Origin of the sequence: Streptomyces sp. CA-251247, assembly GCF_050952975.1 — a bacterium.
GTDB classification, from domain to species: domain Bacteria; phylum Actinomycetota; class Actinomycetes; order Streptomycetales; family Streptomycetaceae; genus Streptomyces; species Streptomyces achmelvichensis.
This window is the reverse complement of sequence record NZ_CP191861.1, coordinates 2,507,413-2,528,831: the sequence shown is the minus strand read 5'-3', so window position 1 is coordinate 2,528,831 and position 21,419 is coordinate 2,507,413. Positions and strand designations below refer to the sequence as shown.

Annotated in this window: 14 protein-coding genes; all 14 read right to left on the bottom strand. The window is 72.7% G+C overall.

What is annotated here, in order from left to right:
• Positions 1-7: 7 nt before the first annotated feature.
• The 14 genes from ACQPWZ_RS11040 to ACQPWZ_RS10975 are packed head-to-tail and all read right to left on the bottom strand — an operon-like array spanning position 8 to position 21,412.
• Positions 8-2,467: an SDR family NAD(P)-dependent oxidoreductase gene (locus ACQPWZ_RS11040; RefSeq protein ID WP_433571233.1), complete on the bottom strand. Its 2,460-nt coding sequence runs from the start codon at positions 2,465-2,467 to the stop codon at positions 8-10.
• Positions 2,464-3,870 carry a cytochrome P450 gene (locus ACQPWZ_RS11035; protein WP_433571232.1) on the bottom strand — a complete coding sequence of 469 codons (1,407 nt, stop codon included), beginning with the start codon at positions 3,868-3,870 and terminating at the stop codon, positions 2,464-2,466. Before ACQPWZ_RS11035 ends, ACQPWZ_RS11040 begins: the two co-directional genes overlap by 4 nt.
• Positions 3,867-6,734 carry a KR domain-containing protein gene (locus tag ACQPWZ_RS11030; RefSeq protein ID WP_433571231.1) on the bottom strand — a complete coding sequence of 956 codons (2,868 nt, stop codon included), beginning with the start codon at positions 6,732-6,734 and terminating at the stop codon, positions 3,867-3,869. The genes ACQPWZ_RS11035 and ACQPWZ_RS11030 overlap by 4 nt, the downstream gene beginning before the upstream one ends.
• Positions 6,731-10,048, bottom strand: coding sequence for an SDR family oxidoreductase (locus tag ACQPWZ_RS11025; RefSeq protein WP_433571230.1), 3,318 nt, complete (start codon positions 10,046-10,048; stop codon positions 6,731-6,733). Before ACQPWZ_RS11025 ends, ACQPWZ_RS11030 begins: the two co-directional genes overlap by 4 nt.
• 14 nt (positions 10,049-10,062) lie before the next feature.
• Positions 10,063-11,409: an acyltransferase domain-containing protein gene (locus ACQPWZ_RS11020; RefSeq protein WP_433571229.1), complete on the bottom strand. Its 1,347-nt coding sequence runs from the start codon at positions 11,407-11,409 to the stop codon at positions 10,063-10,065.
• A 39-nt stretch (positions 11,410-11,448) separates the two neighbouring features.
• On the bottom strand, positions 11,449-12,213 hold the full coding sequence (locus ACQPWZ_RS11015) for a 4'-phosphopantetheinyl transferase family protein (protein WP_405569288.1): 765 nt from the start codon (positions 12,211-12,213) through the stop codon (positions 11,449-11,451).
• Positions 12,206-13,609 (bottom strand): 3-deoxy-7-phosphoheptulonate synthase class II, encoded by a 1,404-nt coding sequence (locus ACQPWZ_RS11010; RefSeq protein WP_340472878.1) that lies wholly within the window; start codon positions 13,607-13,609, stop codon positions 12,206-12,208. The genes ACQPWZ_RS11015 and ACQPWZ_RS11010 overlap by 8 nt, the downstream gene beginning before the upstream one ends.
• Entirely contained in the window at positions 13,606-15,492 is a 1,887-nt protein-coding gene (locus ACQPWZ_RS11005; protein ID WP_433571228.1) for an anthranilate synthase family protein, read from the bottom strand. The genes ACQPWZ_RS11010 and ACQPWZ_RS11005 overlap by 4 nt, the downstream gene beginning before the upstream one ends.
• Positions 15,489-16,154, bottom strand: coding sequence for an isochorismatase family protein (locus ACQPWZ_RS11000; protein WP_340472876.1), 666 nt, complete (start codon positions 16,152-16,154; stop codon positions 15,489-15,491). Before ACQPWZ_RS11000 ends, ACQPWZ_RS11005 begins: the two co-directional genes overlap by 4 nt.
• Positions 16,155-16,209: 55 nt before the next feature.
• Positions 16,210-16,986 carry a 2,3-dihydro-2,3-dihydroxybenzoate dehydrogenase gene (locus ACQPWZ_RS10995; protein WP_356703623.1) on the bottom strand — a complete coding sequence of 259 codons (777 nt, stop codon included), beginning with the start codon at positions 16,984-16,986 and terminating at the stop codon, positions 16,210-16,212.
• The gene (locus ACQPWZ_RS10990) at positions 16,983-18,467 is read right to left on the bottom strand and encodes an amidohydrolase family protein (RefSeq protein WP_433571227.1); all 1,485 of its coding nucleotides are present in this window, start codon (positions 18,465-18,467) and stop codon (positions 16,983-16,985) included. The genes ACQPWZ_RS10995 and ACQPWZ_RS10990 overlap by 4 nt, the downstream gene beginning before the upstream one ends.
• On the bottom strand, positions 18,464-18,742 hold the full coding sequence (locus tag ACQPWZ_RS10985; protein ID WP_356703621.1) for a phosphopantetheine-binding protein: 279 nt from the start codon (positions 18,740-18,742) through the stop codon (positions 18,464-18,466). Before ACQPWZ_RS10985 ends, ACQPWZ_RS10990 begins: the two co-directional genes overlap by 4 nt.
• A gap of 1 nt (position 18,743) precedes the next feature.
• On the bottom strand, positions 18,744-20,363 hold the full coding sequence (locus tag ACQPWZ_RS10980) for a (2,3-dihydroxybenzoyl)adenylate synthase (RefSeq protein ID WP_433571226.1): 1,620 nt from the start codon (positions 20,361-20,363) through the stop codon (positions 18,744-18,746).
• An 11-nt stretch (positions 20,364-20,374) separates the two neighbouring features.
• Entirely contained in the window at positions 20,375-21,412 is a 1,038-nt protein-coding gene (locus ACQPWZ_RS10975; protein ID WP_327684497.1) for a ketoacyl-ACP synthase III family protein, read from the bottom strand.
• Positions 21,413-21,419: the final 7 nt, after the last annotated feature.

Below are 21,419 nucleotides of genomic sequence, written 5' to 3'. Positions count from 1 at the left end.
GCGCACATCAGTCCGTGAGGCCGACGTCCTCCGCCAGGAGCACACCGACCCCCGCGCGCAGCCCCGTCCACTGCCCCGGCACGGCACCGGACCGCAGCTCGTCGACCCGCTGGGCCCCCGGGCTCAGCACCAGCCGCCCGATCGTCAGGAAGCCCGCCGACGTACGGACCGCACGGCGGTCCGTCTCGCGCACGATCGTCTCGATCGCCGCCGGGGCGAGGGTGGGCTCCGGCGGGAACGGCACGGTCCACAGATCGGCCGGCAGGACCGGATCGAGAGCCAGCAGCCCCTCGTCGCCGTGCTCCGGCCGGGCCTCGCGGAACACCACGTCGGCCCAGCTCAGCCTGCCCGCACCCGTCGGCCGCCCGAGCGATGACCGCTCGGTGCGCACCGGGGGATGCCCGGCGGGCTCGGGACCGTAGACGAGGGTGACGCTCGCGATGCCGGCACCGGCGGTGTCGCGGACGGTGACGTCCACGCACCACTCGCCGTCCCGGTGACCGCCGCGGGCCTCGCGGTGCAGGGTCAGGGAACCGCCGGTGAACCGCAGCCCCTCCAGCCGTACGCGCAGCCCGCACAACTCCCGCAGATGCAGCAGCGGCCAGCCCTCCGGGACCACCCAGTCGCCGGCCGCGACCGCGTGCTCCACGACCACGCCGACCGGGACCGCCGGGGCGCCGTCGACCCGTACCTCCGACAGACACGGATGCCGATCGGCGTCCCATGTCCGGGTGGTGCGCAGGGACCGGAAGATCTCGTACTCCTCCACCTCGCCGAGGTGATGGTCGAGCGCGTGCAACCGCGGCAGATCCGGGTGGCCCGTCAGCATGCCGAAGCCGCGCAGCTGACCCGGCGCCAGTACGGCCCCGATCCGGCCCAGGAACACGGCCTCGTCGGTGTGGCCGGAGGCGAGTTCCGCCACCCAGCGCCGGGCGCCCTCGCCGGGGTCGAGCGTGGAGACGTAGCGGACGGCGGCGGAGTAGTTCGCGATGACCCCGAGCCGCTCCCAGGTCGGCCAGCACAGGGTCTGCACCGGCAGTCCGAGATTGTCACGCGCCCAGAAGCCGAGCCGGGCGAGCGCCTCGTTGCCCGCGGCGTAGTCGATCTGGCCGACCATCCCGCCCATCCGGCCCGCGAGCGATCCGACATTGCTCAACAGGCGTAGCCGGGCGCGCCGTTCGGGACGCGCGAGGACCGCCGCCACCAGATTCGCGAAGCCGGTGACCTTCACGTCGACCGTACGCACCACGGACTCGGCCGATTTGCGGTCGAAGCGGGCGGGGTCGTCGATGCCGGCGTTGTGGACCACGAACTGCGGGCCGTCGCCGAGCGCGGCGAAGGCCTGCTCGACCTGCCCCGCGTCCGTGCAGTCGCAGCGCAGATAGTCGATGCGCAGCCCGTCGGCCGCCGCCTGCGAGAGATTGCGGTGCACCGTACGGTTCTCGTCCGCGCGGCGGATGTCGCCCCGGGCGGCGGCGAGGTCCTGCGGGGTGCGCGCGCCGGACATCCGGCGGCGGCGCCAGGCGGTGAACTCCTCGTCGTCGAGGGCGTTCACCTCGCTCGCCTCCGGGCGCTCTCCGCGGCCCGTGACGACGACACGACAGCCGAAGGACTCGGCGAACGCGCGGGCCGCCGCGAATCCGACACCGCGCGCACCGCCGGTGATCAGCACGGTGTCACCGGGGCCCGGCGGACTCCCGCCGGGCGTGCACGCGGGGGCGGGACGGCCCGCCAGCACATGACGCACACCGTCGCGGTACCCGACCTCGAACTGATCCGGCCGTACGTACTCCCGCTCGACCGCGTCCGCGATCGCGCCGGCGTCCGCGCGGTCCAGATCGACCACGACGATGCCGGCGGCGGGCAGTTCACGCGGCAGGCACTTCGCGAGACCGGCCCAGATGCCGCCCAGCGGCTGCGGCACCTCGCCGTCGCCGTGGCCCGAGAGCCCGCCGAGCCGGGTCAGGGCGAGATAGACATGGCGCCCGAAGCGCGGCTCGTCGGCCCAGCGCCGGTAGGCGGCGCGGATCGCCTCGGTGGTGCGGGTGAGCGCCGACTGCCAGCCGGTGTCGCCCAGTTCGTACGTCTCGCCCATCACATTGAGATCGACGATGCCGTCCCAGCCCTCCGCGCGCAGCGGCGTGCCGGGATCGGACCGCACGACCAGGGCGCCGCGCTCGCCGAGTTCGGTGGACACGGCGGCCACCAGCGCGGCCGACTCGCCGACGAGCAGCAGTCGGCGGCCGGCCAGCGGACGGTCCGGCGCGGGGCCGGTGTGCGGAACGGGGACCGGCTCCCAGACGAACCGGTCGACCGGACGCACGAAGGCGTCCGGGTCGAACGAGGAGAGGTGCGGCCGGACCGCCGGCCACTGATCCGTGGCCGGGGCGGCGGTCGTCCGCGCCGTGGCGGGCGCGGACCCGGTGGCCGTCCGGGCCGTCACCGGCCCGGGGCTGGTGGTCGTCATCGGTGGCGCTCCTCGGCCTTCACCTGGATGCCGCCCTTGGGGAACAGCGTGATGAACGCACCCTCGCGGGCCGCGTCACGGGTGAGCGAGAGCCGGAACCTGCCGGACACCGCCGCCACCGTCTGCTGGAGCAGCGCAAGACCCATCCGCTTGCCGATGCACTGACGCCGTCCGCCGCCGAAGGGCAGGTACGCCGAACGGTCCTGGGCCGGCGACGCACCCGGCCGGAACCGCTCCGGGTCGAAGCGCTCCGGGTCCTCCCACTGCTCGGGGTTGTAGTGCGCCCCGTACACGGAGACGAGCAGAGGCGTCCCCGCCGGGATGTGATGGCCGGCGAGGACGTCGTCGCCGATCGCCTCACGGGTGAACTGCCAGACCGGGGGATGCATCCGCAGTCCCTCGTCGACGACCATGCCCGCGTAGCCGAGCTCGGAAAGGTCCTGCGCGGTGGGCATACGGCCGCGCAGCACCCGGTCCGTCTCCTCCTCCAGCCGCTCCCGCACACCCGCGTCCCGTGCGACCTCGTAGAGCGTCCAGGACAGCGAGAGCGCCGTCGTCTCGACGCCGGCCAGGAACAGCGTGACGAGGTCGGCCCAGAGCGCGTCCTCGGGAAGGTCCGACTCCCGGATGAGCGTGGCCACTTCGCCGCCCACGCCGAGATCGACGTTCTGCGCGGCCTCGGCGACGACCCTCTCGAGGGTGCGCCGGGCGCGCGCGACACGGCGGCGGTAGGGGGTCGGGACGAACGACGGGATCGCCTTGTCCAGCGAGCCGACGTTCTTGAAGATCGCCTCCAGGGCGACCGAGACGGCCTGCGCGAACTCTCCGCCGTCCTGGGACAGATCCTTGCCCACCAGCGCCAGACCCATCACCCGGCAGGTCAGCTTCATGGACTCGGTGAAGAGGTCGAACGACCGTCCCGCACGGGCGTGTTCGGCCCAGCGGTCGAGCAGGTCGGCGACGGCCTCGTCGCTCTGCGCCCCGCGGGCGGCGATCGCGTTCGGGGTGAAAGCGGGGTTGACGACCTTGCGGTGGCCGCGCCAGTCGCCGTCGTCGAGGGTGAGCAGCCCCTGGCCCATGAACAGTTCGAACGCCTCGTAGTACGCGCCGCGCGCATAGTTGTCGGCGTTGCCCTGGAGCACCCGGCGGATGGCGTCCGGCGCGGAGAGCTGCACGGTCGGATTGTGCGGCAGGATCGGCAGCTTCACCACGGTGCCGTGGTTCTGCTGGGCGCGCAGCGAGTACCCCGGAGGGTCGGACGCGTACGCCACGGTGGAGATGACGGGCGAGGACAGCGGGAAGCTCGTCGGTCCCTCGACCTGCTTCGCGCGGGCACCGGTCACGGGGCAGACGCCCTCGGGTGCCGGCGGTGCGGCGGTCGTCCGTTCGTGTGCCTCGGTCACGATGTTGCCTCCTCGGCAGGGCGCCGGCGTTCGCGGTACTCGCCGGTCGACTGGTTCACATGGCCGAGTACGACACCGGTCATGTCCTTGATCTGCAGGACGACGTCTCCGGCCGCGGTGACCGCCACGGCCCGGTTGTCCTCCTCGCTCTCCAGGTCGAGACGCGAGGGCAGTGAGTAGAGCTCGACCCGGGTGCCCGCCGCGGCGAGCGTGGCATCGGTGTGGCCGCCGTAGAGATCGATGCGGCGGATGGTGCGGGGGACGGCCAACGGGGTCCAGTCGCCGTCGCTGCGGTCGAGCACGGAGACCCGCGCCAGGCCGTCGAGCAGTACGGAGGGCACGACGAGTCCGGAGAACCAGCGCTCGATGCCGGGCCGGTCGGGCGTGTAGCGGGCGCGCCTGCCGTGCGGATGGGTGCGGGTGTCACCGGTGGAGACGAACACCCCGCTCAGCAGGACGGCCGGATTGGGCAGGTGGTACGGGTCGGCCATGCGCTCGGCGCCCTGGTCGTCCCAGTGGTCCCAGCGCGGCGCCGCGACCGGTTCGTCCCGCAGCCGTACGCGCGCGGAGAAGTGACGGCGGTCCTTGACCAGCAGCCGCCCGTTCGGGGCCAGGACGTCGCCCGTCACCTCGATGTCGACGACGCTCTCCGTCGGACCGTGGGAGACGAGACGTGCGGTGATGCGTTTGGTCTCGTCGCGGCCCGGCCGGTAGACGCGCAGGAACGAGTCGAGCCGGATGTCCTCCAGGACGGCCGGCACACGGCCGGGCACCAGGTGCATGGCGGCCTGCGCGGCGAGTTCGGGAACGAAGGTGCCGGGCAGGGTGGGGTAGCCGTTGACCACATGGTCGTGGAGATAGGCGTCCCGCTCCTGGTTGAAGGTGCGGACCACGGTGAGCCCGTCGGTGCTCCGGTCGACGATGTCGTCGACGAAGAAGTCCGGCAGGGCGGGAGCCGTGGCGGCCGCGGGCACGGCGGGTACCGGTCCGGTCCGGCAGAACTCCAGATAGCCGGGCACGGCCGCCTCGATGGCGGCCCGCTCGGGTTCGCCGAACAGCACGGTGACCGGGTTCTGTTCGGCCTGGTCGAGCTCGTGCAGGAAGTGGTCGATCCCCTCCGGGGTGGGCATGGCGGTGAACTGCGCGCTCTTCGCGAGGAAGGTACGCATGATCGGCGTCGACCCGAGGCCCACGTCCCGCCACAGCGTCCAGCCGATGGTGAACTCGCGCAGCCCCCGGGACACGCTGTGCAGGGCCGCGGTGTTGAAGTAGTCGTTCGCCGCGCCGTAGTCGGTCTCCCCGGTCTGGCCGGTGAAGCCGACGAACGAGCCGAAGTTGCACCAGCGGCGCGGCTGCCGGTCGCCGAACGCGGCCTTGAGGTTCGCGTAACTGCGGACCTTCAGATCGCGGACGGTACGGAAGTCGTCCAGGCTCTTCTGGTCCACCGACGCGGCGCGGTTGGTGCCGGCGATGTCGAGCAGCAGATCGACGCCGTCCGCCTCGGCCGCCGTGATCCGCCCGACGACCGTGTCCACGGCGTCGCGGTCACGGAGATCGCAGACGTGGTACGAGACCCTGTCCGGACCGCAGATGTCCTCCAGGGCGCGCAGATTGGCCTGCACCTCGACGGCGGCGGACAGCCGGTCGAAGGCGGCGTTCGCCTCCTTCACGGTGAGCCGGTCCTGCCCGGTGCTGCGCGCGCGGATGAAGTCCTTGCGGGTCAGCCGGGCATCCTCCGACGTCACCGAGTCGAGCCGGGTGGAGCCGATGACATGGAGCCGGGGCCGGTCGCGGCGCGCCAGGGCGGTGAGCAGCTCGGCGCCGATACCGCGACCGCCGCCCGCCGCGACGACGGTGTACCCGTTCGGGGCGGCGGAAGCCCGGACGGCCCCCCGCTCCGGGACGGCCTGCCACAGGAGCCGGGTCCCGCCCGCGAACGAGACGACGGGCAGCATCTGTGCGGCCAGGGTCTCGGCGGCGGCGTCCGTCTCGGCCGCCGACAGCTCGGTGGCGTCGTGGACCACGGCCACCACCGAGGAGGCGGGCCATTCGAGCGCCAGGCTCTTGACGAACCCGGTGAACAGACCGGTGCAGGGATGCGGCACACGGGACGCGTCGATGCCGCCGAGGACGACGACGGCGAACGACTCGGGCCTGTCGGGCAGTTCGGCGCAGGCCTTGGCCGTACGGAACACCGCGTCGTGCAGTCGGAGCAGCCGCTCGGAGGGCCCGGCGAGCGGATCCTCCTGCGACAGATCGACCAGGACGCGCACATGCCGGGGCCGCGCACGCAGCACGGCGGTCTCGACGCTCTCGTCCTGGAGCGGTGTCAGCACGGTGCTGTCGGGGTGCAGTTCGCGTGCGCCCAGGGTGGTGTGACGGTCGGTCAGCACAACGGTGGCGGGCGGGAAGAGCGGCGGCACGGGTCCGCCGCCGGGCGCGGGACGGGCCGCGGGGGCGAGCCGGAGGACGTGCCGGTCGAGGAGGTGGGGTGCGGCCGGGGGTGCCTGCTCGGCGGATGCCGGCTCGGGCGGTGCGGCCGGCTCGGGTCCGGTGGTCGGGCGTGGTGCCGGTTCGTTGGTCGGACGGGGGGCCTGCTCGGCGTTCGTACGCGGTGCCGGTTCGGTGGTCGGACGGGGGGCCTGCTCGGCGTTCGTACGCCCTGGTTCGGTCGCAGGGCGCGGCGCGTCCGGGTGGCGCAGGCGCAGCCGGTGGACCGGGCCGCCCTCCTGGACGGCGCGTTCGATCACGGCGGTCCCGCCCGACGGTGTCCGGACGGGGCCGGACGCCGTGAGGAACGCGATCAGTTCGCGGGCGCCCTCGGCGCCCAGCAGGGTCGTGGAACCCTGGCGCGGGGCGGTCACGCTGCCACGCTCCTTTCCATGACGGCCAGCACGGGCAGGCCGGCCTCCTCGGCGAGGGACCTGCGGGTCACGACGAAGAGGAAGGCGCCCTCGGCGGCCCGACGGCCCGCGGTGTCGTTCCACCCGGGCAGTGCCGTTCCGTTGACGCCCGCCACGAGCGCGACGTCGATCTCCTGGAAGTCCAGGTACGAGCCGGCCACGTCGAACGCCTCCAGGAGCGATGCCTCGCCCGCGTCGACCGTGATGTTGAGTCCCCGCAGGTCGAAGTAGTTGGACAGCCGGGCCGCGATGACATTGGGCATCTCGCCGGGGAACGAGTCCTCGGTCGGTGCGGCGATCAGCCCGGTCGCCCGTTCCTCCAGGCGCTGAAGGAATTTGGCCGTCGTGGCCGGCTCACCCGCCCCGGCCACCGCGTGACCGATCTCGTCGAGATAGGCGCGGGTCTTGTAGAGCAGGGCGTTGCGGGTCGCGCCGGTGTGGCCGACCACCACGCCGGTGGTCCGGTGGTGGCGCAGGCACAGCTCGCGTACCCGCTCGTCGAGCCGCTGCATGCAGCGGACCATCATCAGCTGGGTACGGTCGGTGGTCCGCGCGGTGGGCGGCGGCATCCGCAGTTCCTGGAACGGCGGTACGGGGTACGCCGGCCCGAACGACGGCTCGAAGTCCTCGCCGGACCCGCCCATCGCCCAAGCCGCGACCTCGTCGGCCTCGGGACTGCCCGGCATCTGGGACGACCAGCCGACCACGACCAGATCCTCGCCGAGCGGCGCGGGAAGCGCCGCCGGGTGCCCGGAGCGGGTGCTCCGGTGATCCTCGGAGATGATCATGTGGGCGTTGGTGCCGCCGAAGCCGAAGCCCGACACCGCGGCACGGCGGGGGCGGTGGGCGTCGGCCGGCCAGGGCACCGGCTGCTCCGGCACCGTGAGGCCGTCCCCCTGTCCGGCGAGCGCGTCCGGCAGCCGCTCGAAGCGGTACTGCGCGGGGATCGTGTCGTGGCGCAGGGCCAGCAGGGTGTGGATCACCGACACGACACCGGCGGCCCAACCGCAGTGCCCGACCAGGGACTTGTTGGAGGTCACCAGCGTGCTGCGGCTGCCCGAGTAGCGCTGGGCGAGGCTGGTGAACTCGGCCTCGTCGCCCGCCGGGGTGCCGGTGGCGTGGGCGACGATCCAGTCCACGTCGTCCGGGCCGAGGCCGCTGCGGCCGAACGCCCGCTCCACGGCGAGCTCCTGGCCCGCGGGAGCCGGTGCGTAGATGGCCTTCCCGCGGCCGTCGGCGGACAGACCGATCGCGGAGACGATGCCCAGGACCTGGTCGCCGTCGGCGCGGGCGCGCGAGAGCCGTTTGAGCACGACGAGCCCGGCGCCGTCCGAGAACAGCGCACCGTCCGCGCCGGCGTCCAGCGCCCGTACGGCACCGCCCGCGGAGAGCCCGTTGAGCTTGGCGAACAGGATCGAGCCGCTCGGAGCCAGCGCGAAGGAACCGCCGCACACGGCGATGTCGCTCTGCCCGGAGAGCAGGTCGCGCACGCCGAGGTCCATCGCGTAGAGCGAGGACGAGCAGGCAGTGTCCACCATGTGCAGCCGGGTGCCGGACGGCAGGATGCCGTCCATGGCGTCCTGGCCGACGCGGTGGGGGAGATACGCGGCGGAGGGGTCGTCGCCGCGGCTGAACCGACGCCGCAGGGCGTCCCCGACGGGCCCGTCGAGGGCGTCGTCGCCGTCTTCGGCCAGCGTGTCCAGCGCGGACCGCAGAACGAAGGCCTCCTCCAGGTGCTGGCTGCCGTCGGGGGTGTAGCCGACGCAGAAGGAGAAGCGGTCCGCCGATGTCCGGCGTACGCCGTCGAGGGCCTGGTGGAGGCTGTGCCGCAGCCAGAGCGCGGTGTGGTCGAGCCCGGCGTCGGCGAGGCCCTCCGCCCGGAGGTTCTCGTGCGGCTGGAATCCGGTGATGAAGCCCGAGCGCCGCTGGTAGGTCTTGTCGGGCGCGCGGCGGTCGTCGTGGTGGAACCGTGCGATGTCCCACCGGTCGGCGGGGGCGTCGACGAAGAGTTCCGCGCCGTCGATCAGGAGCCGCCAGAACTCCTCCGGGGAGGACGCTCCGGGGATGGCCATGCCCATGCCGACGACGGCGATGGGATCGTCGGCGAGGTCGGCGAGGTCGGCGGGGTCGGCGAGGTCGGCGGGGTCGGACACGTCGGCTGCGTCGGACGGTCCGGCGGAGTCGGCTGGTGCGGCCGCGTCCGGGAGGAGCACATCACCGCAGACGGCGGTCTCCCCGGCGGGCAGGAACTCCTCGTCGTCGAGTTCGGGCACGGTGGTGGGGCGGGTGGTGGCCGCGCGGCGGGCAGGAGTGGGGTCGGCTGCCGTGCGGCTCGTGACCCGACCGGCGGGAGCCTCCGCCGGAGACAGCGACGCTTCCCCGGCCGTCACCGTGTCCGAACTTCCCTGCACCGCCGACACCTTCGCGCCGTCCACCGGCGGCGACACCGTCTCCGTCTCCGACGGGGAAGCCTCCTCCGCCGGCTCCCGCGTCGGAGACATCGCGGAGCGCAGCAGCGTCAGCCCGCCGTCCGCCAGGACCGTCTGGCCGGTCACCCAGCCCGAGCGTTCCGAGCTGAGGAACAGCACGACCTCCGCGAGGTCCTCCGGGCGGCCGAGGCGCGCCAGGGGCGTCGCCGCGACCGTGTTGGCCCGGACATCCGCGAAGGCCGGGAACATCTGGCCGACCGGGTTGTCGATGAGGCCGCACGAGGCCGCGTTCACCCGGATCCGGTCCTCGGCGAGTTCCGCGGCGAGGTAGCGGGTCAGGGCCTCCAGCGCGGCCTTCGACACGCCGACCGGCAGGTAGTTGGCGGGTGTGGTCGTCGCTCCCAGCGAGGAGACGTTGACGATCGCGCCACCCCGCCCGCCGGACGCGGCGAGCAGCGGGCGCGCGTAACGGGCGCACCACAGGGGGCCCTTGACGTTGGTGGTGTATGTGCGGTCGAGCAGTTCCTCGGTGATCTCGTCGAAGGGGACGAAGGATCCCGCGGCCGCGTTGTTGACCAGGATGTCGAGCCGGCCGTGTTCGTCGCCGATCTCCGCGAACATCCGCTCGACCTGCGCGGGGCGGGCCACGGAGGCCCGCACCACGCGTACGTCGAGACCGCGGCCGACGAGGGCACGTGCCTGTTCCTTGGCGGAGTCGTACGAGTGGAAGCAGTTCAGCAGGACGGTCGCGCCGCGCTCGGCGAGCCGTTCCACGACGACCCGGCCGACGCTTCCCGCGCCGCCGGTGACCAGGGCGATCCGTCCGGCGAACTCGCCGTCGGTCACAGGGTGTCGGTCATTCACCGGACCGCCGCGCTTCCCGCGAAGGCGCCGTCCGCGGCACCGGCGGCCACGAAGTCGACCACCTTGCCGAACGTGTCGTAGTCGGCGACCCGCAGCCCGGCGGGCGGCATGCCCAGTCCGAAGCGGTCACCGAGCCTGCTGAGCAGTTCGGTCTGCTTGACCGAGTCGACACCGAGGTCCGCCTCCAGCAGTACGTCGTCCGTGAAGACCTCCTCGGGGTACTCCATGGCCTCGGCGTACAACGCCCGTACCTGTCCTGCCAGTTCGGCGCGTTCGATGGTGACCGGCGCCCCGGTTGCGCTCGGTGCGGCCCCCGGTTCGGCGGTGACGGCGGCCGGCGGGGCCGACGGCCGGGCTCCGCTCAGGGCCGGGCGCAGCACACCGGCCGCGCGGGTGAGCCCCTCGTCGTCGTCCCGCCCGGCCAGCGGCGCCACCACGTGCGCGCCCGGCAGGGACTGCTCGACCAGGGCCGTCAGCACACGGCCCGCGCCCGCCTCGACGAACACCCGGGCTCCCGCCGCGTGCAGGGCCGAGATCGACGTGCCGAACTCGACCGGCGTCACCAGGTGCAGGGCCAGCAGCTCGGCCAGATCGTCCCCGTCGCGGTAGAACCGGCCCAGAATCGGCGAGTACACCGGGACCTCGAGCGGACGGCTGGTGAAGGAGGCGATCCGCTCGGTGAGCCGGCGGCGCGCCTGGCCCAGCAGCGGGTTGTGGAACGGGTGCGGTGAGCGCAGCTGCGTCGCCGTGATGCCGATCCGGCCGGCGATCGCCGCGGCCGTGTCGATCAGATCGGCGGGACCGGAGAGGACGGACTGGTTCGCGCTGTTGTCGACCGCGAGGACGAGATCCGGGTGGCCGATCAGCGCCACCACCTGCTCGGCGCGTCCCCGTCCGCAGCCGAGGGCGAGCATCTTCCCGTCGCTGCGGTCGTGTTCGCGGACGACCGATATGCGCTCGCAGAGCACCGCGGCCGCGTCGGCCAGGTCCCAGGCGCCCGCGCAGGTCAGTGCCGCGATCTCACCGAGGCTGTGGCCGAGGTGGACCGACGCGGGGGCACCGCGCTCGGCGAGGAGCCGGTGGGTGGCGACGGAGGCGGTGAAGACAGCCAGCTGGAGGGTGTCCGGGGCGGTCTCCAGCAGGGTGGCGGGGCTGGGCGGAGAGGGCTGGAAGACCGTCGGCGACACCGCGCGGCCGAGCCGGTCCTTGGCGACGGCGTCGACCTCTTCGAAGGTGGAGCGCACGGCGTCGTCGCCACGCTCCCAGAGTCCCTTGAGGGTGCCTGGGCGGTACGCGCCCTGCCCGGGGAAGAGGGCGACAGTCATGTCCAGTTCTCGGTTCATCGGTCTTCCCATCGTCGTTTCTCGGGCCGGAGGCGGCCCTCAGGTGCTGGTCAGCCAGGTCTGGTGGAGCGCCCCGGGGTGCGCGCCCTCGATCGCGAGGGCGAGGAGGTGCCGGGAGGTCGGGCGGAGGAGTTCGAAGGACCAGCCGGCGGACGGGCCGGTCTGTTCGGTGTCGTGCACGGTGATCCGGCGCCCGGCGGCCGGTCCGCGCGAAGCGAAGGAGAAACCCGCGAGGCTCCGGTGCAGTCCGGTGCCCTGTGCTTTGAGATAGGCCTCTTTGAGGACCCAGAGGTCGCCCACCCGGGCGACCAGGTCCGCGGGGTCGAGCGCGGCGAGCTCCAGGAGTTCGTCGGCGGCGAAGAACCTGCTGATGTAGTGCGCCGACTCGGCGGAGGCCGTCGTCCCCTCCACATCGACGCCGCACGACCGGCCGTGGGTGACGGCGCAGACGATCAGGCCTTCGGTGTGGGAGAGGCTGAACCGCACACCGTCGGTGTCCGGTTCGGTCTCGGGGCGCCCGTACCGTCCGGTCGTGAACCGCCAGCTGTCGAGCGGACGGCCGGTGCGGTCGCTGAGCGCGTACCGGCTCAGCAGCCGGCGGCCCAGGAACCGCTGCCGGGCGGCGGGTGTCACCAGCCGTGCCCCGCGGGCCCGTTCCTCCTCGGTGAGGAGCCGGTCGCCGCCGAGGCCGGCGGCGAATGTGGTGACGGCGTGTTCGGGCAGCAGCCACAGATAGGTGGCCCCGGTGCCGGTGGCCGTCCCCGTATCGGGGGTCCGTTCGGCGACGGTGGTCGTGTCAGCCATGCCGGAGCCCCTCTCCGGGGCGTCCGGCCGCCGGTGTCCGCCGGCCGCCCGGGCGGCCGGGGAGGGTGTCGGCGAGCCGGAAGGCGAGGTCGAGCGCCTGCTCCCGGTTGAGCCGGGGGTCGCACAGCGACCGGTAGCGGTCGGGCAGATCGTCGAAGGTGAGGCCCGGGGCGCCGCCGACGCATTCGGTCACGTCGTCGCCGGTCAGCTCCAGGTGGACGCCGCCGGGGTGCACACCCAGGCCGCTCGTCACCTCGAAGAACCCGGACAGTTCGTCGAGCACGTCGTCGAACCGGCGGGTCTTGCGCCCGCACGGCGCGCCGATCGTGTTGCCGTGCATGGGGTCGGACATCCAGCCGACGGGGATGCCCTCGGCCGTCACCTTGGCGATCAGGTCGGGCAGGACGTCACGGATGCGCTCGGCGCCCATCCGCACGATGAGGGTGAGCCGGCCCGGATCGCGTTCGGGGTCCAGCTTGTCGATGAGTTGCAGCAGTTCGTCGGTGCCGATGCCCGGGCCGACCTTCACCGCGATCGGATTGCTGATGCCGGCGAAGTACGCGACATGGGCTCCGTCGAGCTGCCGGGTGCGCTCGCCGATCCACAGCAGATGGCCCGAGACCGCGTACCGCTTGCCGGTGTCGACGTCCGTCCTCGTCAGGGCGGACTCGTAGTCCAGGAGCAGACCCTCGTGCGAGGTGAACAGATCGCCGGGGGTGTGCACACCGTCGGCCGGGACGAGCCCGCCCGCCTGCTCGATCCCGGCGACGAGTTCCTCGTACCGCTCGCGGGACGGCGATCCGGCCGCGAACTCCCGCAGGCCGTCGCCTGCTTCGGCCGCCCCCATCCGCTCGCGCATGCCGAACGCCCGCACGAGATTGAGGGTGGCGGCGGAGGCGTTGTAGATGCGGACGAGGCGCTGGGGGTCGGGGGTGCGGGCCGCCGCGGTGAAGGCGGAGCCGTTCACGGCGTCGCCCCGGTAGACGGGCAGTTCGAGCCCGTCCCTCGTCTCGGTGGAGGCCGAGCGCGGCTTGGCGTACTGGCCCGCCAGGCGGCCGACCGTGACCACCGGAAGTGCCATGGCGTGGCCGAGCACCGTGGCCAGTTGCCGCAGTGTGGCGACGGTACGGCCGATGGAGGCGGCGTCGGCCGCGTCGAGGGACTCGGCGCAGTCGCCTCCCTGGACGAGGAACGCCTCGCCACGGGCGACGGCGGCCAGCCGGCGCTTGAGGAGGTCGCATTCGCGCGGGAAGACGAGGGGCAGACTGCGGCCCAGGGTCTGAACGGCCGAGTCGAGTGCGGACGCGTCCGGCCATTGCGGCTGCTGGCGGGCCGGCAGGGAGCGCCAACTCGGCGCGGACTGCACGGAAGGGACGCCGACCAGGGGAGTGGTCACGCCGTGAGCTCCACTCTGTGAGGCACCGGAGCGAGCGCGCCGGTGACCAGGTTGTCCAGGATGGCCGAGCCGTGACGGGTCATCACGGACTCGGGGTGGAACTGCACCGACGTGAACCCGGGCCCGCGCAGGGCGTGCACCTCGCCGGTGGCAGGGTCGCGTGCGACGTCGACGTAGTCCGCGACCAGCGGGCTCTCCAGCAGATCGCTGTCGGTGTGTGCGGCGAAGGTGTTGTAGTAGTAGACCTGCTCCTCGGTGCCGAACAGATCGACCGTCCGCCGTACGCCCTGGTTGGGGAAGTCCAGCTTCCGCAGCGGCAGCCCGAGCAGTCCGCACAGGACCTGGTGGCTCAGGCACACCGACACGAACGGCACCCGCAGATTGAGCAGGGAGCCGGTCACCGCCCGCAGATAGGCGATCTTGCGGTGGTTCTCCTCGCGGGGGTCGCCCGGCCCGGGGCCCAGCACCACGAGGTCGTACCCGGTCAGCCGGTGCGGTTCGTCGAACCGGCGGACGGTGACGTCGAATCCGAGCGAGCGGAGCTGGAGGGCGCCCATGGCGGTGAAGGTGTCCTCGGCGTCCAGGATCAGCAGCCGGCCGCGGTCGGCCGGGCGGGGCGCTGCGGGCGCGAGCCAGAAGTCCGACAGCGGCCGGTTGCGTTCGGCGAGCGCCGCTCTGATCTGCGGATGCTCGTTGTGCCCGGCGGGACGCCTGCGCCGGGCGATCCGGTGCAGCGCGTCGAGCAGCCCGGCCGCCTTCGCCGCGGTCTCCGCCGCCTCCTTCGCGGGCTCGGAGTCGCGTACGAGCGTCGCGCCGACGCCGATCCGCATCCGCCCCTGCGCGTCGACGTCCGCCGTGCGGATCATGATCGCGGAGTCCATCCGCCGCGCACCGGCCGCGTCGCGGCCGATGAGGGCGGCGACGCCCGCGTAGTAACCGCGGCCCGCGGGCTCGATCTTGGCGATCACCTGGCAGGCGCTCTGCACGGGGCTGCCGGTGACGGTGGGCGCGAGGAGCGTCTCGTGCAGGATCTCCCGCACGTCGCGGTCGCTGCGGCCGACGATGCGGTACTCGGTGTGGGCGAGGTGGGCCATCTCCTTGAGCCGCGGCCCCACCACGCGCACGTCGTCGCAGACCCGGCTCATCATCTTCAGTTCCTCGTCGAGGACCATGTAGAGCTCGTTGGTCTCCTTGCTGTCGGCGAGGAACTCCAGCAGCCCGGACGTGCTCGCCCCGCCGTCGGGATAGCGGTAGGTCCCGCTGATCGGGTTCATCACGGCGACCCCGCCGTCGAGGCTCACATGGCGCTCGGGGCTGGCGCCGATGAAGGTCCGCTCGCCGGTGTGGACGAGGAAGGTCCAGTACGCGCCGGGTTCGCCGCGCAGCAGCCGGCCCCAGAACGCCAGCGCGGTGCGCACCGACCAGTCGGGGATCTCGGTGAGGTAGGTGCGCTTGAGGACGAAGTTGGCGCCGGAGCCGTGACCGATCTCCTCGGCGAGCACCCGGCGCACCAGGTCTCCGTACGCCTCGTCGTCGAGGTCGAAGGTGCCCTCGTCCGCGGCGAGTTCGATCGGCCAGGCCAGTACCTGGTCGAGCACCTCGTCCACGGGCAGCCGCGACTGCTCACGGATGTTCATCGCCAGCAGCGGCTCGCCGTCGTCGTGATGGTCGTAGCCGCGCTCGCCGATCACCCGGTACGGCAGCAGCACGAGCGTCTCGTGACGGTCGGGCGCGCCGTCGTCGACGACCGGCAGGCCGGCCGTCGTGCCGGCCTCGGTGAAGTCGCCGAGCAGCAGGTCGACCGTATCGGGCCGGTCGCTCTCGGGGCGGTGCAGCACGGCGAACGCTCGTCCGCCCGCAGCCAGTTCGTCGAGGGAGGTCATGAGGCGTCTCCTACGGACACGGTGGACGCCGTCGCGAGCGCGTCGTGCACCGCCGCGGCCGGCACGGTCATGGCGCACCGGGTCGCCGCGTACTGAAGGGCCATCCGGTGGAACTCGGGCGTGAAGTCGGCGATCGCGTCGGCCACGACGAAGGGCTGGATGGTGTGGGCGAAGGCGTCGCAGGCGGTGAGCAGGATGCCGACGTGGGCGTAGATGCCGCAGATGACGAGTTGGTCGCGGCCCTGCGCGGACATCAGTTCGAGCAGACCGCTGTTGTGGAACGCGCTGGCCCGCCATTTGGTGAGCACGGTGTCCCGCTCGCCGGGGGCGATGACGTCGGGGATGCCCCGGTCCGCGGGCTCCGCGGACATGCCCGGCCCCCAGAAGTCCTGCAGCAGGCCCCGCTCATCGGGGGTCATACCGCCGGGCTGGGCCGAGTAGACGACGGGGACACCGGCACGCTCACAGCTCTCGCGCAGCGCGGCGACGGCGTCGAGCAGCTCCGCCCGCAGCCCGCCCTCGGCGAACGGTGCGAGGAAGTAGTGCTGCATGTCGTGCACCAGCAGCACGGCCCGGCGGGGGTCGACGGTCCACGCCGCGGTGTTGGCGGGCAGTTCGGCGGGCCGCGGCATGGGATAGGAGTCGATCGGCGCAATCGCCACTGGTCGTGTCCTCTTCTCGCGGGGGATTCTCGCGGGGGTCTGCTCGCGGGTCCGCTCAGGCACCGAGCGCGGCGCCGCCGTCTACGGTCAGGTCGTGCATGGTGATGTGGGCGGCCCGCTCGGAGAGCAGGAACAGCACCGCGTCGGCGATGTGGGCGGGTTCGGCGATCCGGCCGAGGGGGATGCCGACGCGGTACGCGGCGGGCACACCGTCGACCGACGCACGCTCGGCGGCGTCGCCCTGGAGGGCGGTCAGCATCGGGGTGCGGGTCGAGCCGGGCGCGACGACGTTGCACCGGATGCCGTGTCCGGCCAGCTCCAGGCCCAGGCACTTGGTGAACATCGCGGAGGCCGCCTTGGAGGCCGCGTAGGCGGACATCGACATCCGGGGCGTCGCCGCCGCGTTGGAGGCGACCGTCACGATCGCCCCGCGCCGGCGGGGCACCATCACCCGGGCGACCGCCCGGCTGGTGTGGAACACCCCGCCCGCGTTGACGGCGAAGGTCGTGTCCCACTCCTCGTCGCTGAGCTCGGCCGCCGGACCGCTGCGCAGTACCCCGGCGGCGTTGACGAGGTACTCGATCGGCCCGAGCTCGACCTCGACCTTGGCGACCGCGGTGTCCACGTCGGCGCTGTCGGTCACGTCCGTCGCGACCGCGAGCACCCGGGCGCCGGTCGCGTCGAGTTCGGCCGCCAGCTCCCACAGTGCCGGTACGTCGCGGTCGATCAGCGCGACCGGCAACTCGGCGTCCACCAGTGCGCGGACGACCTCCGCCCCGATCCCGCCGGCTGCGCCCGTCACCATGGCGACCCCGGACAGCGGCCCGGTCATCGGGTCCACCGCCCGAGCACACGCCCGACCACCTCGTCGGGCACCCGCAGGGCGCGGGTGGTGAACGAACCGAGCGCGGCCAGGTAGCGCTCCTGGAGACCGGCCTCGTCGACCTCGACACCCCGGCCGCCGGACAGCAGCGTGCGGCCGCCCACGATCACGGTGTCCACATCGGCCGAACCGGCCAGCCACAGGAAGCTCTCCAGCGGCCGCGGGTTCAGCAGGTAGCGCCAGTCGTCGGTACGGACGAGCACCAGGTCGGCCTGCTTGCCCGTCTCCAGGCTGCCCACGGCGTCGTCCCAGCGCAGCCCCTTGGCCGCGATCCGGGTGCCCATCGCCAGCGCGTCGCTGGGCAGCACCTCGGTCTGGTCGGCGCTCATCTCGTTGTACATCTGCCAGGCCGCACGCATCGTCTCGGCGATGCCGGCGCTCGGCATCGAGGAACCGTCCGTCGACAGGGAGACGTCCAGCCCCTGCCGGCGCAGCGCCGGGACGACACCGGTCTCGGTGAGCGACGACTCGCCGGACGGGCCGTACTTGCCGGGGGAGTGGCTGATGTGGGCGCGGCCGGCGAGCAGCAGCTTCTGCTCGTCCTCGTCCAGGAAGGCGCAGTGGCCCGCCATCAACCGCTCGTCGACCAGGCCCAGTTCGGCCAGCCGGCGCACACCGGTCTCGCCGTAGTACCTGCGCATCAGGTCGACCTCGTTGCGCAGCGCCCCGACGTGGGTCGCGAAACCGGTGTCGTGGCGGGCGACGAGTTCGGCCATGCCACGCGCCAGTTCATCGGTCATGTTGGTGACGTACGCGACGCTCGGACGGCACCGCAGCCGGCCCGAGGTGTCCTCGGACGCCAGCCGCAGCAGCGACTCCACGTCCGCCAGGATGCCGTCGGCGTCCCGGGTGCGCACGAAGCGGTCCTGGTCGGGGGCGCAGACCGCGTCGCTCGCCCAGGTGCTCGCGGAGAAGCGGATACCGACGCGCTGTGCGGCGGCGACCATCGAGTGCGGGCGGTTGAGCGAACCCATGTCGCCGAGGGTGGTGACACCGCCGCGCAGCTGCGTCCACATCGAGTACTCGGCGATGGCCTGCGCCTCGTCGGGCGTCATCTGCTCGATGAGGCCGTCGAACCGGTCGAAGGTGGCGGATATCTGGTGCATGTCGCCGCCGCCGCCCATGAACGCGACCTCGTCGTCACGGTCGGAGACCGGCCGCAGCGCGCCGCGCATCGGGAAGCGCATGGCGAACATCTCGTGCCAGTGCGCGTTGACGAATCCGGGGAGCACCATCATCCCGCGGACGTCGCGCGTCTTCAGCCCGGTCTTCCGCGCGGGGTCGAGTGCGGCCACGGCCCGCTCGACCTCGTCGGCCGCTCCCACCGCGGCGATCGTCCCGTCCACGATCAGGACGGCGCCGTTCGCGTGCACGCTCTCCTCGGCGTCCGCCGTGTAGACGGTGCCGCCGGTGATCAACTGGGCGCTCATGAGGCCACCTCGGGCTCGGCCGCGGCGGGTACGGCGCCGGCGGCGAAGTGCGCGAGCCAGCCGTTCAGCGTCGGTGCGGCGACGAGTGCGTCGAACTCGACCGGGACCTTGTTCCTGCGCCAGCGGCTGACGAGCCGCATGATCTCCAGCGAACTCAGGCCGAGGACGACCAGGTTGGCGTCCGCCTCGATCGCCGCCGGCTCGATGCCGAGCAGCGGAGCGATCACCTCACGCAGATCCTGCTCGGTCGGGGTGCGGGTGTCGGTGTTGTCCACGTCAGCCTTCCTGCTCGGACGCGGCTGTTGCGGCCAGCGCCTTCTTGTCGACTTTGCCGAGGGGGGTGAGCGGCAGCTCGGTCACGTACCGGACGGCGTCGGGCAGCTTGTAGTCGGCGACGCCGCGGGCGTGGACCGCCTGCTTGAGCGCGGCGAGCGTCATCTGCGGCCCCTCCGCGACGACGTAGGCGCAGATCCGCTCGCCGAGGAACTCGTCGGGTACGCCGATCACCGCAGCGGCGGCCACCCCGTCGAGCGCCAGGAGATGGTCCTCGACCTCGCCCGCGGAGATCTTGTCGCCGCCGCGGATGATCATTTCCTTGATCCGGCCCTCGATCACCAGGTCACCGTCCTCGGTGAGCCGGGCGAGGTCGCCGGTGCGGTAGAAGCCGTCCTCGGTGAACGCGCGCTTGTTGTACTCGGGCACGCCGTAGTACCCGCGCAGCGTGTACGGACCGCGGGTGATCAGCTCGCCGATACCGCCGGCGGGCAGCCGGTCACCGTTCTCGTCCACGATGAGCAGCTCGTCCGCGTCCGAGATCGGCCTGCCCTGGGTGGTGAGCACCGCCTCGGCCGGATCGTCCGGCCTGCTGAAGGTGAGCAGGCCCTCGGCCATGCCGAACACCTGCTGGAGCGAGCAGCCCAGCGTGGGCGCGATGCGTTCGGTGAACTCGCGCAGCATGCGGGCGCCGCCGACCTGGACCAGCCGCAGGCTGCTCAGGTCGTCCTCGCTCCACTCGGCGGCCTCCAGCCACAGCTGCATGATCGAGGGCACCATCGAGGTGACGGTGACCGTGTGCTGCTCGATCAGGGGGAAGCAGTCCAGCGGGTTGGGGGTGTCGGCGAGCACCGTGGTGCCGCCGGACATCAGCGTGCCGATCACGCCGGGGCAGCCGTAGGCGAAGTTGAACTCGATCGGCAGCACCGCCAGATAGGTGTCGGTGGGCGTCAGTTCGCACACCTCCGCCGCGCGCTGCGCCTGGTACGCGTAGTCGTCGTGGGTGCGCGGGATCAGCTTCGGCAGTGCCGTGGTCCCGCCGGAGAGCAGGAAGAACGCCACGTCGGACGCGTCGGGCTCCGGCAGGGGCCCGGCGTCGGGGGTGGCGAGTTCGAGCTCGGACACCGAGACGAAGCCGTCGGTCTTCGCGCCGAGCACGAACAGGGTGCGCAGGGTGTCGCTGCCGGCCTGCACCTGCCGTGCGAGGCCACGGTGGTCGAACCCGCGGTGGGTCTCGGGGAGGACGTAGCCGGTGGCGCCGCTCAGCTCCACGAGATGGCTGATCTCGGTCGCGCGGTGCGCGGGCAGCGAGAAGACGAGCTTCGCGCCGATCCGCATCAGGGCGAACGAGATCGCCACGAACTCCGGCACGTTGGGCAGCTGCACCACGATCCGGTCGTCGGCGCGCACCCCGTGCTCGAGGAAGCCGGCGGCCAGCCGGTCGGCCCAGCGGTCGAGTTCGGTGTAGCTGATCCGCCGGCCGCCGTGCACGAGCGCGGTGGCGGAGCCGTACTGCTGCGCGGCGTCGCGCAGCACCGTGCCGAGCGTCTCGCCGCGCCAGATGCCCTGCTCGCGGTAGCGCTGAGCGACATCGGACGGCCAGGGAGTGCATCCGGCAAGCATGGGTGGCTCTCCTACTCGGCTTCGGGTGCGGATTCGGTGATGCGGACGACGGCGGCGCCCGCCTCCATGCCGGTGCTCGCGCCGATCAGCAGGACGTTGTCGCCCGGGCCGACCTGGCCGGAGCGCCAGAGGTGTTCGAGGCCGAGGAACAGGTCGGCGGCGCCGGTGTGGCCGACGGTGCTGACGTAGTCCCAGACGTCCTTGTCCTCGGGGACGTCCAGCGGCAGCAGGAACATCGCCTCCAGTGCCGGCCGGCCGAAGCCGACGTGGCAGACCCGGTCGATCTGGTCGAACGTGAGGCCCGCCTCCTTGAGCGTGCGCTCGGCGATCTCGGCGACGCGGTCGCCGAAGTTCTTGATGGGCGGCGCCTGTCCGGCGGCCCACTGCTCACGCACCTTCTCCGCGCGCTCGGCGAAGTTCAGTCCGCGGCCGCGGGTGACACCGGGCGGGAAGAGCTCCTCACCGGCGCGGTGCAGGATCTCCATCGAGGAGTCGGACAGCGAGCCGAGGGCGAGCATCTCGGCGAAGCCGCCGCGCCGCGAGAGGACGACGGCCGAGCCGGCGTCGGCGAGCACGAAGAGACCGGAGGCGCGCCAGCGCTCCACCCCCGGTGTCGAGTAGTTGTCGCCGGTGGTGATGAGGGCGGCCTCGTGCGTCGGGTTGGCCGCGAGCCGGTTGGCCGCCACCTCCACCGAGGCGAGCATGCCGAGGCAGCCCTGCTTGATCTCGACGGCCGGCACCGGGCGGTCGACGGTGTTGTTCAGGATGTAGTGCACGGCCGACCAGCCGTCAGGACCCTGGTGGTGCGTGTAGCTGTGCAGCAGGATGCCGATGTCGTCGGGGCCGTGGCCGGACTCGGCCAGCGCGGCGCGGGCCGCGTCGATCGCCATGTCGGGCGCGGGGGTCGACTCGCTGACGGCCGCGGACCGCATGCCCGACGCCTGCCGGGCAGCCTCGTCGTACAGACCTTCCGCGACCGCGCGCTCGGCCGGGTACAGGGGAGGCAGATGACTGCCGATCCCGGCGAGATACAGGTTCTCGGTCCTCATCGCGCCG

Bases quoted from the DNA above. Each gene is read 5' to 3' on its own strand.
- ACQPWZ_RS11040 (WP_433571233.1), bottom strand. From the start codon at position 2,467: ATGACGACCACCAGCCCCGGGCCGGTGACGGCCCGGACGGCCACCGGG.
- ACQPWZ_RS11020 (WP_433571229.1), bottom strand. From the start codon at position 11,409: ATGAACCGAGAACTGGACATGACTGTCGCCCTCTTCCCCGGGCAGGGC.
- ACQPWZ_RS11015 (WP_405569288.1), bottom strand. From the start codon at position 12,213: ATGGCTGACACGACCACCGTCGCCGAACGGACCCCCGATACGGGGACG.
- ACQPWZ_RS11005 (WP_433571228.1), bottom strand. From the start codon at position 15,492: ATGACCTCCCTCGACGAACTGGCTGCGGGCGGACGAGCGTTCGCCGTG.
- ACQPWZ_RS10995 (WP_356703623.1), bottom strand. From the start codon at position 16,986: ATGACCGGGCCGCTGTCCGGGGTCGCCATGGTGACGGGCGCAGCCGGC.
- ACQPWZ_RS10990 (WP_433571227.1), bottom strand. From the start codon at position 18,467: ATGAGCGCCCAGTTGATCACCGGCGGCACCGTCTACACGGCGGACGCC.
- ACQPWZ_RS10980 (WP_433571226.1), bottom strand. From the start codon at position 20,363: ATGCTTGCCGGATGCACTCCCTGGCCGTCCGATGTCGCTCAGCGCTAC.
- ACQPWZ_RS10975 (WP_327684497.1), bottom strand. From the start codon at position 21,412: ATGAGGACCGAGAACCTGTATCTCGCCGGGATCGGCAGTCATCTGCCT.